The organism is Herbidospora sakaeratensis, assembly GCF_001570525.1.
GTDB classification, from domain to species: Bacteria; Actinomycetota; Actinomycetes; order Streptosporangiales; family Streptosporangiaceae; genus Herbidospora; species Herbidospora sakaeratensis.
This window is the reverse complement of the sequence record NZ_BBXC01000014.1, coordinates 104606-117986: the sequence shown is the minus strand read 5'-3', so window position 1 is coordinate 117986 and position 13381 is coordinate 104606. Positions and strand designations below refer to the sequence as shown.

Sequence of the window (13381 nt, the reverse complement as noted above, 5' to 3'; positions counted from 1 at the left end):
CCGGAATCCGGTGGCCCATAGTCGCCACTCGCGCCTCCGCCGCCGAACTCCCCGCCGCCGCCCGTGTACCCAGAGCCGCCGGAGGAGTCCTCTTCAGATGCCCCGCCACTGGTGTCGCCGGCGGCACCGCCAGAGGAGGCCCCTCCCGAATCCCCTCCGCCGGATGCTCCGGGAGCACCAGAAGAGGAGTCCCCGGTTTCCTTGGACGACGGCTCCGGCGATTGGGTGCCGTCATCCGTCTCGCGGGGCTCGCTACCTTCTGCTGCTGCCATGGCTAATCCCGTGATGCTCTGGTACGTGACCTGTAGCGCCGAAAAAGTTCCGACTACCACTGACCCGGCTTGCCAAAACTTCCTTTCACCTTACTGACCACAAGGCGTTGCGCGGCAATCTAGTTTTTCCGGATTTTGCTGCAGTCTGCAATACAATTGGCTCGGCACACCTAGTCGAGCGTTGACGGGGAGAATCCGAACTCCCGAAACCATTGTTTGAGTTGTTTTCTTCCGCCTTTTGCAACCTCATTGAACACGTTCGCCGCCGAAGAACTTCCTCTGACGAAACCCTCCGCAGCCACTTGAGCTGCACCTGCGATAGAGCGCCAATATTGATCTAGTTGATTTGACCGAACAACTACCTTGGGGAACCGCCCGATATCCCATGTCGATCCGCTATTGCCACGGTCGTTCTTCTCGAGTCAGCCCTGCTGCTCGGCATCCGGACCGGCCTTGGCTCAGATCGATATGCCGCGGCGAACATGCTCGGACAGGCTTCCCGGCCCGAGTCAGCGGGCATAGTGGAGGCCGTCAATCCCCTGCCTCAGGGTGCGGCCAGTGTGAGGACTTCGCGACCCGGTCGGACGACTCGCGTGACACCGGTGCATCCATCGCCGCCGACCAAGCCTTTCCAACGCTGCGGATCTGGGCGGGCAGTGCTCACGCGCACGGGTTTCAGCGTTGTGGTGACGCAGAAGCGGGCGGTGCATGGCAGTGCTGGTTATCAGCCACTCCACATCTCCCGCCTCCACGAAGGAACCGAATCGCGATTCAGTTCTCGCCCGAATTTTTGAACCGCTCCGAGTTTCTACGACAGCCGCTTATTGCTCGAAACAACCTGCGGCAGAAAGCCACTCAGCAAGCGTGATGACCTGATCGTGCACCCCTACCCGCCGCAACCCGTCTAGCAGCTTGACCACGTCGAAAAATCATCGAGCAGCGGCCCGGTCCATAGCCATCTACTCACGCGCCCCGTCCCGCTATAGCGCGTCCAGAGGGCCGGCGAGAACGACACGGGCGGTCCAGCAGTTCGACGACGCTGTTCAGGACCCGGACCAGACGGTTGGCGTCTCGCTGTTGTCGCCATCCGCAGTCGTCGGTAGTGGTGTGATCGTGGGCGAGCTCACGCAGGACCCGGCTGGTCAGGCGGTGCATCGAAGCTGATCAGTGAGGTGTCGGCGAGGTCGGCCGGCAACTGGTCGACCTCCGGGGTCGGGGCCGGTGGTGCCGTGCAGCATCTCCCGGGGGCGCCGGCGCTCCTGGCGACGGGCTCCGCCCCTCGTGCTCCTTGGAACGGCCTCGTCTTGCTCGGGATGCTCTCGCATTCGCTCACTGAGGCCATAGAGCGATTCTCCGGCCTTGCCGGGGCGAGCGGCCACCCTTACCGGCACCGTTTCACTTTGCGCCCCGGCAGGATTCGGAAATCGTCCTTTGCAAACCTCACCCAAACGCCGATTCCGCGTGTTACACCGTGAACGCGAAGGGACCACGTAGGGGGCCGCCCGGCAGAGGACGCGTTTGATCAGTCGACGCACATGGCGTGGTGGGTGGACTGGAAGACCCACGTGCCGCCGCCCGGGGAGACATAGGTCGATTGGGTCTGATAGGTCCCGGAGTCGCAGTCATGGCCGACCGCGAGGACGGCCGCCCGGGCCCGCTGCTCGGCCGCCGCGTATCCGGCCGCGTAGGTGCTGCCCGCCCCTGTGGCGGTGGCGCTACGGGGAGTGTCATAGCCGTCGGCGTGTGCGGCCATGGGTGTGGTCGCCAAGCCGGCCGCCACAACCGCTGAGACGAGGACGAGCCGGCGAAGCCGATTTTCTTTTTGCATGCTTCTCCTCCAGGGACGGACCGTTCGACCGGGCGAGGATAACTTTCGAAGAGATCAGGGCGAAGACGGCATTGACCACTCGGTCATCGGAATCCAGGTCATCATGCTGTTTCCTGGTGGTGGGCATGTAAATTACAGCCGGACGAAGCCTCCTGGCCGCCCGCTATGCGGTCGTAAAAACGGACGCGACGTGACTGGCCCGTCTACTCCCGCTCCTCGGCGACTTCGACCGTCCGCCCCGGCCAACCTGGAATTCTTCGGCGCGACAGCTTCCGTTTTGAGGTCTCTCCCGGCGTATCCGGCCCTCGCTAACTTTTCTTGATCAAGGTGGGCGAGAATCCCCGGCATGAAACGTCTGATCGTCACTGCCGTGGTGGCAGTTGTTCTCTTACCCGTGGCGCCCGTCCAGGCCGCGGCCGATCCCCTCGCCGCGCTGGACAAGCGGGTGTACGCCGGGCGGGGGGTGGCGTTCGTCGACACCACATCGATCGTCGGAGAGACAAGAGAGAAGTTCGTCGCCCGCAAAGGCCGGCTTCAATTCGGTGGCGGGGTACGTCTCGCCGCATCCGACATCAGTGCGGAGTTCTTCGGGCAGGGGCCCGACCTGCATCCGGAGGTCCTGTCGCCCGGCCGGGCCATCATGATCGGGAAGACGTCGTACACCAAGGGGCTCGGGTACGAGGTCCCCGAAGGGAAGACGTGGTTCGTCGAGAAGAACGGCCGGCCCAGTGGGAGCGCCACGATATTCGGCCAGCTCGTCTATCCCGGTGAGACGGCGACGCTCGACATGCTGCTCCGCCACGGCAGGCGGTCGGGTCGCGTGTACAGCGGATGGATCAACCTGTCCGAGCTGCACGACATCTCGCCGTGGTTGCGGCGGGCCGTCGGCGACCGTCGCGAGTTCGCGGCCACCGCGAATCTGCGCTACCAGCTCACGCTCGACGCCCGGAACCTCCCCAAGCACCTGGTGACGGACGTCAACGGGGAGAACCTCATTCCCGACCGAGGCTGGGACCGAGTGGATCTCCGCACCGTCACCACATACTCCGGTTGGGGCGCGAAGGTGTCCATCAAGGCGCCTCCGGCCGGCACGGTCTCGAACGTCCTGCTCAAGGAGTGATCACCGCGCGCCCATGTCACGCGGCGTGATCAGCCACATCATCGGCCCTGGCCTGCGACGGGGCGAGCTCGTCCGCGCGGACCTGGAAGCCCTCTGATCGGCGTCAGGCTGCACGTCCTGAACCGCAAAGCACCGCCGCCAAGCTCAACAAGAATCAGGCAGCCGGGTCGAACCGCCGAGGTGGTCGGCCGACGAGCCCGCGCTTCAAGTCCCGAGCGGCCTCCAGGTCGACCGCGGACTCCGACGCCCTCGGTGCCGACGGCCCTGCAAATTGTGCCTTCCTCGGCGGTTGCCCGTTCTCCGGCCGTAAAAGCCAGACGGGCCGCCGCCGAGGCGAGCGAGAAACGCCGGGATCAGCCCTGCGTCAAGGGAGCCAGCTTGGGGTCGTTGGCGTACGACTCGGCGGCGTTGTCCTTCGTCACGATGACCGGCGGCAGCAGGTAGGCCGGCACGACCTTCTGGCCGTTGTCGTACGAGTCCTTGTCGTTGATCGTCGGCTCGGTGCCGGCCTGCAGCGACTTGACCATCCCGATCGTCTCGGCCACCAGCTTGCGGGTGTCCTTGTTGATCGTCGAGTACTGCTCGCCGGCCATGATCGACTTGACCGACTCGACCTCCGAGTCCTGGCCGGTCACGACCGGGATGTCCTTGCCGGCGCCCTTCACCGAGGTGATGATGGCGCGGGCCAGCGTGTCGTTCGGCGAGAGGACGCCGTCGAGTTTCTTGTCGCCGTTGTACGTCGAGGTCAGCAGCGAGTCCATGCGCGACTGGGCGTTCTCGGCCTTCCAGCCCTGGATGGCGGTCTGCTTGATGTCGGTCTGGCCCGAGCCGACGACGACGTCGCCGCTGTCGATGGCGGGCTTGAGGACGTCCATCGCGCCGTTGAAGAACACGCCCGAGTTGTTGTCGTCCGGCGAGCCGGAGAACAGTTCGACCGTCCACGGGCCTTCGGGCTTCTTGGCCTTCATGCCGTCCAGGAGCGCCTGGCCCTGGAGCTGGCCGACCTTGAAGTTGTCGAAGGCGATGTAGTAGTCGACGTCGGGGGTGTTGGTGATCAGCCGGTCGTAGGCGATGACGACCGCGCCGGCCTCCTTGGCCTGCTTGACCTGGGTGGTCAGCTGGGCGGCGTCGGTGGCGCCGATGACGATGACCTTGGCGCCCTTGGTGACCATGGCCGAGATCTGGGCCTGCTGGTCGGCGACGGTGGTGGAGGCGCCCGCGTACTGGACGTCGGAGGTGAAGCCGGCCTCCTTGAGGCCGTTGGTGAAGAGGTCGCCGGCGAGGACCCAGTTCTCGGAGGTCTTCGAGGGCAGGGCCACGCCGATGAGGGCGTCGGCGGCGAAGCCCTTGGCCGGGGCGGCGCTGCCGCTGGCGCCGGCGGCGGGGGCGCCTTCCCGCTCGGAGAAACAGGCGCTCAGCGTGAGCAGCGCCACGGCGCCGATCAGCGCGACGCTCCTGGTCAGATATTTCCGCATGGTGAAACGTGCCCTTCTTGGAGGTGATGTCACGAGCGGCGTGGGGAACGCGCGCCCGGGGAGGTGGTCAGCCGGCGACCGGGGCCTTGCCGGCGTCGGAGGCCGGTGAGGGCCGGTCGGTGGGCGGGGGCGGATCGTCCCGGCGGAAGGGGCGCATCAGCGACCCGATGATCGAGAACCGGCCCTGGCTCTTGTTGTAGACGTCGAAGGCGACCGCCAGCAGCAGGACCAGGCCCTTGATGATCTGGACCATGTCGGAGCCGACGCCTTCGAGCTGCAGGCCGTTGTTCAGCAGGGCCATGACCAGGCCGCCGACGATCGAGCCGCTGATGGTGCCGAGGCCGCCCGAGACGGCCGCGCCGCCGATGAAGACGGCCGCGATGGCGTCGAGCTCCCAGCTCAGGCCGTCCTGCGGGCCGGAGGCGGACGACCGCGCCACGAAGATCATCCCGGCCAGCGCGGCCAGGACGGACATGTTCATCATGACGAGGAAGTTGACCCGCCGGAGCTTGACGCCCGACAGTTCGGCGGCGCGGGAGTTGCCGCCGACCGCGTAGATGTGGCGGCCGCCGATGGTGTTGCGGGTGTAGTGGCTGTACGCCAGCACCAGCACGATCAGGATGATGCCGGAGATCGGCAGGCTGGTGCCGACGCGGCCCCCGGCGAAGCGCAGCGTGGCGAAGACGATGACGCCGACCATGACCGCCATGCGCAGCACCGAGATCCACATCGGCGCGACGTCGGCGTTCATCTCGCGCCGGGTCTGGCGCGACTTGAGCTCGCGCCAGATCACGCCCGCGCACGCGGCCAGGCCGAGCAGCAGCGTCAGGTTGTTGTACCCGGTGTCCGGGCCCACTTCGGGGAGGAAGCCGGCGCCGATCGTCCGGAAGCCCTCCGACACCGGGACGGTGTCGGCGTTGCCGATGTACTGGTTGCCGCCGCGGAACAGCAGCATGCCGGCCAGCGTCACGATGAACGCCGGCACCCCGACGTACGCGACCCAGAAGCCCTGCCAGGCGCCGATCAGCGCGCCGACGGCCAGCCCGAGCAGGATGCCGACCGGCCACGGCAGGGAGAACTCCTGCATGGCCTTGGCCACCACGATGCCGGTGAAGGCGGCGACCGAGCCGACCGACAGGTCGATGTGCCCGGCCACGATCACCATCAGCATGCCGATGGCCAGGATGAGGATGTAGGAGTACTGGCTGACGACGGCGATCAGGTTCCCCGAGGTCAGCGTCAGGCCGTCGGTCCAGATCTGGAACAGCAGCACGATGGCCACGAGCGTGAAGATCATGCCGAACTGGCGGGCGTTGGAGGTGGTGCCCCCGAACAGGTTCTTCTGGAGGTCTTTGATTCGGCTCATCGGATCGGCGTCTTCTTGGTAGAGGTCATCTGTTTCATGAGGAGTTCCGGGTCGGCCTCGGCGCGGGAGACCTCGCCGGTGACGGTGCCCTCGAAGACCGTGTAGATGCGGTCGCACAGGCCGATGAGCTCGGGCAGCTCGGAGGAGATGACGATGACGCCCTTGCCCTGGTCGGCGAGCCGCTGGATGATCCCGTAGATCTCGTACTTGGCGCCCACGTCGATGCCCCGGGTGGGTTCGTCGAGGATCAGCAGGTCGGGGTCGGTGAACATCCACTTGGCCAGCACGACCTTCTGCTGGTTGCCGCCCGAGAGCTTCGTCACGCCCTCGTCGACGTTGGGGGTCTTGACCCGCAGGCTCTGCCGGTACTCCTCGGCGTAGCGGTACTCGCGCACCGGGTCGATGACGCCGTGGTGGGCGACCTTCGACAGTTTGGCCGCGACCATCGAGGTCTTGATGTCGTCGAGCAGGTTGAGGCCGATCGCCTTGCGGTCCTCGCTGACGTACGCGAGGCCGTGCGCGATGGCGTCGGAGACGGTGCGCAGCCGGACCTCCTCGCCGTCCTTGAAGATCTGGCCGCTCAGGTAGACGCCGTAGGAGCGGCCGAACAGGCTCATCGCCAGCTCGGTGCGCCCGGCGCCCATGAGGCCGGCGAACCCGACGATCTCGCCGCGCCGGACGGTGAAGCTCGACCCCTTGCACACCAGCCGGTCGGCCGAGATCGGGTGGCGGACCGTCCAGTCGCGCACCTCGAAGAAGACCTCGCCGATCTTCGGCGTGTGCTCCGGGAAGCGGCTGTGCAGCTCGCGGCCGACCATGCCGCGCACGATGCGGTCCTCGTTGACGCCGTCGGCCTTGACGTCCAGGCTCTCGATCGTGCGGCCGTCGCGGAGGATGGTGATGGTGTCGGCGACGGCCTCGATCTCGTTGAGCTTGTGGGAGATGATGATCGAGGTCACGCCCCGGCCGCGGATGCCGCGCAGCAGGTCGAGCAGGTGCCGCGAGTCGGCTTCGTTGAGGGCCGCCGTCGGCTCGTCCAGGATCAGCAGCTTGACGTCCTTGGCGAACGCCTTGGCGATCTCGACGAGCTGCTGCTTGCCGACGCCGATGTCCTTGACGAGGGTGTCGGGGTCCTCCTGGAGGCCGACCTGCTCCATCAGTTCGAGCGCCCGGCGCTGGGCCGCCTTCCAGTCGATCCCGAACCGGCCGCGCGGTTCGTTGCCGAGGAAGATGTTCTCGGTGATCGACATGCCCGGCACCAGCGCGAGCTCCTGGTGGATGATGACGATGCCGGCCTGCTCGCTGGCGCGGATGTCGGAGAACCGCACCTGCTCGCCCTGGTAGACGATGTCACCGGTGTAGGTCCCGTGGGGATGGACGCCGCTGAGCACCTTCATGAGCGTCGACTTGCCGGCGCCGTTCTCCCCGCAGATCGCGTGGATCTCGCCCTGCCGGACCTCGAGGTTCACGTCGGACAGCGCGGTGACACCGGGGAACGTCTTGGTGATCGACCGCATCTCCAGCAGGACCGGCGCGCTCGTCATGGACGAGTCTCCCTGGTCACAACTTGCCTCACTTGTTTCATGACTTAGTTGTTAGATCTATCCGAAGGACCTTAAATCCAATGGATTTACTAAGTCAACGCTCTGGTGCAGACTGTGACCCGACAGACGAGCAGGAAGGACCCCGAGTGCGACAGGCAGGTACAAATCTCCCCAAAGTGGGACGATACAACCAGGCTGTGGTGCTTGACCAAATCCAGCTCGCCGATGGCATCAGCCGCGTCGAGATCGCCGAACGCACCGGGCTCACCCCGCAGACCGTCTCCGGCATCGTCCGCCGGCTCATCGACGAGGGCATGGTGCGGGAGGACGGCGCCAGCCGCGTGCTCAACGGCGGCAAGCCGCGCACCACGCTCCGGCTCAATCCCGACGCGCGGGCGGCGGTCGGCGTGCACTTCGATCCCGTCAAGCTCACCTGCACGGTGGTCGACCTGCTCGGCCGGCCGCTGGCCGTCCGGCGCCGGCCGGTGACCGCGGGCACCGACCCGGCCGACGTCGTCGCCGCGATGGCCGCGCTCGTCGACGAGGTGCTCGCCGAATCGCAGGTTCCTCCTGGACGCGTCCTCGGCGTCGGCCTGGCCGCGCCCGGGCCGCTCGACCAGAACCGCGGCCTGATCGTGGCCCCGCCGCAACTCGCCAACTGGACGCGGGTGCCGGTGCAGCGCATGCTCGCCGAGGCCACCGGGCTGCCCGTCACGCTCGACAACGACGCCACCGCCGCCGCCGTCGCCGAACGGTGGTCGGGCGCGGGCAAGGGGGTGGCCCACTTCGCCTACCTCTACTTCGGCACCGGCATCGGCGGCGGGCTCATCCTGAACCACCAGGTCTACCGGGGCGGTTCGCTGAACGCCGGCGAGTTCGGCCACTCCACCGTGCTCGCCGACGGCCCCGAGTGCTACTGCGGCAACCACGGCTGCCTCGAACGTCTCGTCAACCCGTCGGCGCTGGTGGCCCAGACGCACGCGCGGCTCGCCGCCGGCCGGGCCGGCGTGCTGGCCGAACGGTTCCGCCTCGACCCGGCCGCCGTCGACCACGCCGCGGTGCTGCGCGCGGCGGCCGACGGAGACCCCGTCGCCGTCGAGGTCGTCGACGAGGCCGCCGGGCACGTCGCCTCGGTCGCCGTCAGCGTCGCCAACTTCGTCGACGTCGACCTCATCGTCCTGGGCGGCCACGGCATCGAGCACGTCGAAGACCGCTTCGCCGCCGCCGTCGCGGCCGCGCTGGCCACCCGGCCGCTGTCGCGGCACATCCGGGTCGTCGACGTGGCCGCCTCTCCCCTGGGCGCCGACGCCGCCGTGGTGGGGGCGGCGACGCTGGTGCTGCACACGACGTACTCGCCGCAGTTGTCGGCCTTCCTGTCCCACTGAGCAGGCATTGTTGCCGTTTTGTTATCGTTGATCGGGCGGGATCACGGCCGGAGAGCGGGGGCTCGGCATGGGCGCGTCCGGAGCTGCGCACGAGGTGTTCCGCGGGTGGGTGCGGAACCTGCTCGCGCACGTCAGCGGGTCGGGTGAGGCCCAGCGGTCACGGGAGATCTACCAGACCTCGACCATGAGCGCGCTCCTCGACGGCGTCTACGAGGGCGACGTGACGATCGGCGAGCTGCTGGAGCACGGCGACTTCGGCCTCGGGACCTTCAACCGGCTCGACGGCGAGATGCTGATCCTCGACGGGGTCTGCCACCACCTGCGCGCCGACGGCAGCGCCCACGTCGCGGGCCGCGCCGAGAAGACGCCGTTCGCGGTCGTCACCCGCTTCACACCCGACCTGACCATCCCGGTCACCTCCGCCAGCGACCAGGCCGCCGTCACGGAGCTCATCGACCAGGCCGCCGGCAGCGCCAACGTGATCTGCGCCATCCGCGTCACCGGGACGTTCGGCCGGGTCCGCACCCGGACCGTCATGGCGCAGTCGCCGCCGTTCCCGCCGCTGACCGAGGCGACGAAGGGGCAACGGGAGACCACGTTCACCGACGTCACGGGCACGCTGGCCGGTTACCGCACGCCCGACTTCGAGCAGGGCGTCTCGGTGGCCGGCTACCACCTGCACTTCGTCGACGAGAGCAGGCGGCACGGCGGGCACTCCCTCGGCTACCGCCTCGATCACGGGACGATCGAGCTCAGCGTCCGGTCGGAGATCCATCTCAGCCTCCCCCGCACCCGGCAGTTCCTCGATTCCAACCTGACCGGCGGCGACATCGCCGCCCAGATCCGCCGGACCGAAGGCGGCTGACGCGAGGAGTGACGACCATGGGCCACGACGACGGACACGACGACGGATCGGTGCGCTCGGCGCAGCGCGCGGTGGAGACGCTGGCGGCGTTCGGCGTGCGCTACGTGTTCGGCGTGCCGGGAGCGAAGATCGACGAGTTGTACGACGCCCTCGTCGACGGCGGCCCCCAGCTCGTGGTCTGCCGCCACGAGCAGAACGCCGCGCTGATGGCGGCGGCCGTGGGCCGGCTGACCGGGGTGCCGGGCTGCGCCCTGGTCACGTCGGGCCCCGGGACCACCAACCTGGTGACCGGCCTGCTCACCGCCAACACCGAGCAGTTCCCCATGCTGGCCCTCTGCGGCGCGGTCGCCCGGCGCGACCGGCTCAAACGCACCCACCAGACGATGGACGCCGCCGCGGCGCTGCGGCCCGTCACCAAGTTCGTCGGCGAGGTCGACGATCCCGACGACGTCACCGAGGCCATCGCCAACGCCCTGCGCGCCGCCACGACCGAGCCGCGCGGCGCGGCCGCGGTGATCCTGCCCATGGACGTCGCCGCCGCGCCGACCGGCGCGCGCATCACCCGGGCGCTGCCGGCGCCCGCGCTGGGTCCCGCGCCCAGTGAGCGGATCAGGCGCGCGGCGGAGCTGATCCGCGACGCGCAACGGCCGGTCATCCTGGCGGGTCTGCGCTCGGCCGACCCCGACGCGTGCGCCGCCCTGCGCGAGCTCGTCGCGGGCACCGACCTGCCGGTGGTGGAGACCTTCCAGGCGGCCGGGGTCGTCTCGCGCAAGCTGGAGGACCACTTCATCGGCCGGGTGGGGCTGTTCCGCAACCAGCCGGGAGACGTCCTCATCGCGCACGCCGACCTGCTCGTCACGGTCGGCTACGACCCGGTCGAGTACGACCCGGGCCTGTGGAACCTCGACCCGGCGCGCCCCATCGTGCACGTCGACGCGGTCAACGCCGACGTCGACAACGCCTACCAGCCCGTGATCGAGCTGCGCGGCGACATCGCCGCCACCCTCACCGAGCTGGCCCGCCCGCTGGCCGGGTTGCGGCTGAGCGACAAGGACAACGCCGCCATCGCCGAGCAGCGCCGCGAGCTGGCCCGGATCGACGAGCGGGCGCTGGCCGCCCCGGCCACCGAGCTGGGCCTGAACCCGGCGGCGGTCATCCTCAAGATCAGGGAACTGGTCGACGACGACGCCACCGTCGTGGCCGACGTCGGCTCGAACTACATCTACACCGCCCGGCACTTCCGCAGCTACGAACCCCGTCACCTGCTGTTCTCCAACGGCCAGCAGACGCTGGGGGTGGCCCTCCCCTGGGCCATGGTCGCCGCCCTGCTCCGCCCGGCCACCCAGGTCGTGTCGATCTCCGGCGACGGCGGTTTCCTGTTCACCGCGCAGGAACTGGAGACGGCGACCCGCCTGGGCCTGCGGCTGACCCACGTGATCCTGCGCGACAACACCTACGACATGGTCGCCTTCCAGGAGAAGCTGAAATACGGGCGGACCTCCGGCGTCCGGCTCGGCGACTACGACATCGTCCAGTACGCCGGGGCCTTCGGCGCCCGCGGCGTCCGGGTGACCACGATGGAGGAGTTCGAGACCGAACTCCGGCAGGCCCTGAGCCGCGAGACGCTCACCATGCCCGGCGTGACGATCATCGACGTGAACGTCGACTACAGCCGCAACACCGACCTGTTCGCCGAACTGCACGACGGCGTGCTCGCCTGACCGGGCCTCAGGCGTCGGCGACGAACCGGGCCAGCAGGTTCACCAGCGCGGCCAGGTCGTCGTCGGGCCAGTCGCGGGTGCGGGCGTAGAACTCCCTCCCGCGTTCGTCGAGGGTGGCCGCGACCCGCCGGCGGCCCTCGTCGGTCAGCGCGACGATGACGCTGCGCCCGTCGTCGGGGGCGCGGGAGGCGTCGAGCAGCGCCAGGGAGCGCATGCGGCCGATGAGCGTGCTGGTCGAGCTGCGGTCCATGCCGACGGCCTCGGCGACGGCGCTCGGCTTGGCCGGGCCGAAGGCGTAGAGCCAGCGCGCGATGTGGAAGGCGGCCGGTTGCAGCCCTTCGTGGAAGTGGGCGGCGCTGCGCTCGCTGAGCGCCCGGCTCGCGCTCAGCAGCGCGTTGATCTGCTCGCCCAGCGCCAGTTCGAGCGCGGCCCGGTCGGAGTTGGTTTGCACATGCAAATCATATCGCCCTAAGGTGATGGGCATATGCAAACCATCGTCATCACCGGCGCCACCAGCGGCCTGGGCCGCCTGGCCGCGCTCGACCTCGCCCGCCGGGGCGCCCACGTCGTGATCACCGCCCGCGACCCCCTCAAGGCCGAGCGGCTCCGTGCCGAGGCGGGCGTCGAGGTCGTCCAGGGCGACCTGTCCCGGCTCGCCGACGTGCGCCGGATCGCCCGCGAGATCTCCGACCGCCACGAGCACGTCGACGTGCTCGTCAACAACGCCGGGCTGCACGCCTTCACCGCGCGGGCCACCGCCGACGGCCTGCCCCAGATGGTCGCGGTCAACTACCTGGCCCCCTGGTTGCTGACCCGCGAACTCCTCCCCGCGCTGCGCCGGGCCCCGGCCGCGCGCGTCGTCACCGTCGCCTCGCAGGCCGCCCGCCGCCACGGTTCGCTGCGCCTGCCGGACGACCTGACGGAGGTCGTCCCGTTCACCGCACGCGGGTCGTCGGCCCACTACGGGCGGAGCAAGCTGCTCGGCATCATGTTCACCCGGGAACTGGCCCGCCGGCTGGCCGGCACCACCGTCACCGCGAACTGCCTGAACCCCGGCTTCAACACCACGGGCCTCGGGCGCGAACTGCGCTTCGCCGCCCCGTTGGAGAGGGTCCTCACCCGGTTGTCGATCGGCGACCCGGCCCGGGGCGCGGCCCTCATCACCACCCTCGCCGCCGACCCCGCCTTCGCCGGGCGGTCGGGCGGCTACCACTCCGTCCCGGGAGCCCGGGTGATCACGCCGCCGGCCCCGGCGGGCGACCCCGCGCTGGAGGCCCGGTTGTGGCGGGAGACCGAGCGCCTCGTGGACGGATATTCCGGCGGGGAAGGGGCAGAGACCGGCTCACCGGCCCGCTGACAGGAGAACGCCCGTGGACGAGAGCCCGAGGGAACCCCGTCGATTCCGCCGCCGCGAGGAGGGCCTTCGCGCGCGACTCCGCGCCATGTCCACGCGCGACCTGGCCCTGCGCTTCGCCCTCGGCGCGGCGATCTTCGTGGTCGCGGGCCTGATCGGGAGACACTGGGGCCCCGTGGTGGGCGGCGTCTTCCTGGCCGTGCCCGCCGCCCTGGCGGCCACGCTGACGCTGCTGGCGGCCAAGGAGCAGCGCGGCCGGCCGGTCGCCCGCGACGCCAAGGGCGTGCTGCTCGGCGCGGCGGGCCTGATCGGGATCGCCGGCTGCGTGTGGGGGCTGGCGGTGGCGCTGCCCGCCTGGCTCACCCTGGTGATCGCCACGGTGGTGTGGGCCGTGCTCGCCGACGTCCTCGACCTGGTCTTCGGCCGCCCGGCCCCGTCCACGACCTGAACG

General features: G+C 69.1%; 11 protein-coding genes. 6 read left to right on the top strand and 5 right to left on the bottom strand.

The window, feature by feature from the left end:
* Window positions 1–1794: 1794 nt before the first annotated feature.
* A complete protein-coding gene (locus AW271_RS23215) occupies window positions 1795–2040 on the bottom strand; it encodes a hypothetical protein (protein ID WP_245653163.1) in 246 nt (81 codons plus the stop codon).
* A 406-nt stretch (window positions 2041–2446) separates the two neighbouring features.
* Between AW271_RS23215 and AW271_RS23210 the strand changes: the two genes are divergently transcribed.
* On the top strand, window positions 2447–3220 hold the full coding sequence (locus tag AW271_RS23210; RefSeq protein WP_157554536.1) for a hypothetical protein: 774 nt from the start codon (window positions 2447–2449) through the stop codon (window positions 3218–3220).
* A 353-nt stretch (window positions 3221–3573) separates the two neighbouring features.
* Here AW271_RS23210 and AW271_RS23205 read toward each other — a convergent pair whose 3' ends face one another.
* The 3 genes from AW271_RS23205 to mmsA all read right to left on the bottom strand — a co-directional run bounded on the left by AW271_RS23205 (window position 3574) and on the right by mmsA (window position 7605).
* Entirely contained in the window at window positions 3574–4695 is a 1122-nt protein-coding gene (locus tag AW271_RS23205; RefSeq protein WP_062339614.1) for a substrate-binding domain-containing protein, read from the bottom strand.
* 67 nt (window positions 4696–4762) lie between these two features.
* Window positions 4763–6061 (bottom strand): multiple monosaccharide ABC transporter permease, encoded by a 1299-nt coding sequence (gene mmsB, locus AW271_RS23200; protein WP_062339612.1) that lies wholly within the window; start codon window positions 6059–6061, stop codon window positions 4763–4765.
* Window positions 6058–7605, bottom strand: a complete 1548-nt coding sequence (gene mmsA / locus AW271_RS23195; RefSeq protein WP_062339610.1) for a multiple monosaccharide ABC transporter ATP-binding protein — start codon at window positions 7603–7605, stop codon at window positions 6058–6060. Before mmsA ends, mmsB begins: the two co-directional genes overlap by 4 nt.
* Window positions 7606–7802: 197 nt before the next feature.
* Here mmsA and AW271_RS23190 point away from each other — a divergent pair, with 197 nt between their 5' ends.
* The 3 genes from AW271_RS23190 (at window position 7803) to alsS (ending at window position 11576) form a co-directional block, all read left to right on the top strand.
* Complete coding sequence (locus AW271_RS23190) at window positions 7803–8990, top strand: ROK family transcriptional regulator (protein ID WP_218008152.1); 1188 nt, start codon at window positions 7803–7805, stop codon at window positions 8988–8990.
* A 109-nt stretch (window positions 8991–9099) separates the two neighbouring features.
* Entirely contained in the window at window positions 9100–9855 is a 756-nt protein-coding gene (gene budA / locus AW271_RS23185; protein ID WP_218008151.1) for an acetolactate decarboxylase, read from the top strand.
* Between the two features lie 17 nt (window positions 9856–9872).
* Window positions 9873–11576, top strand: coding sequence for an acetolactate synthase AlsS (gene alsS / locus AW271_RS23180; RefSeq protein ID WP_062339603.1), 1704 nt, complete (start codon window positions 9873–9875; stop codon window positions 11574–11576).
* A gap of 7 nt (window positions 11577–11583) precedes the next feature.
* Here alsS and AW271_RS23175 read toward each other — a convergent pair whose 3' ends face one another.
* The gene (locus AW271_RS23175; RefSeq protein WP_218008150.1) at window positions 11584–12027 is read right to left on the bottom strand and encodes a MarR family winged helix-turn-helix transcriptional regulator; all 444 of its coding nucleotides are present in this window, start codon (window positions 12025–12027) and stop codon (window positions 11584–11586) included.
* A gap of 33 nt (window positions 12028–12060) precedes the next feature.
* Between AW271_RS23175 and AW271_RS23170 the strand changes: the two genes are divergently transcribed.
* Both AW271_RS23170 and AW271_RS23165 read left to right on the top strand, forming a co-directional pair.
* Window positions 12061–12933, top strand: coding sequence for an SDR family NAD(P)-dependent oxidoreductase (locus AW271_RS23170; protein WP_062339599.1), 873 nt, complete (start codon window positions 12061–12063; stop codon window positions 12931–12933).
* A gap of 85 nt (window positions 12934–13018) precedes the next feature.
* Window positions 13019–13378, top strand: coding sequence for a hypothetical protein (locus AW271_RS23165; RefSeq protein WP_062339597.1), 360 nt, complete (start codon window positions 13019–13021; stop codon window positions 13376–13378).
* Window positions 13379–13381: the final 3 nt, after the last annotated feature.

What these genes read in the sequence shown, in the direction of transcription:
- AW271_RS23165 (WP_062339597.1), top strand. Translation starts at nt 13,019, where the DNA reads ATGTCCACGCGCGACCTGGCCCTGCGCTTCGCCCTCGGCGCGGCGATC.
- AW271_RS23210 (WP_157554536.1), top strand. Translation starts at nt 2,447, where the DNA reads ATGAAACGTCTGATCGTCACTGCCGTGGTGGCAGTTGTTCTCTTACCC.
- AW271_RS23170 (WP_062339599.1), top strand. Translation starts at nt 12,061, where the DNA reads ATGCAAACCATCGTCATCACCGGCGCCACCAGCGGCCTGGGCCGCCTG.
- mmsA (WP_062339610.1), bottom strand. Translation starts at nt 7,605, where the DNA reads ATGACGAGCGCGCCGGTCCTGCTGGAGATGCGGTCGATCACCAAGACG.
- alsS (WP_062339603.1), top strand. Translation starts at nt 9,873, where the DNA reads ATGGGCCACGACGACGGACACGACGACGGATCGGTGCGCTCGGCGCAG.
- AW271_RS23205 (WP_062339614.1), bottom strand. Translation starts at nt 4,695, where the DNA reads ATGCGGAAATATCTGACCAGGAGCGTCGCGCTGATCGGCGCCGTGGCG.
- mmsB (WP_062339612.1), bottom strand. Translation starts at nt 6,061, where the DNA reads ATGAGCCGAATCAAAGACCTCCAGAAGAACCTGTTCGGGGGCACCACC.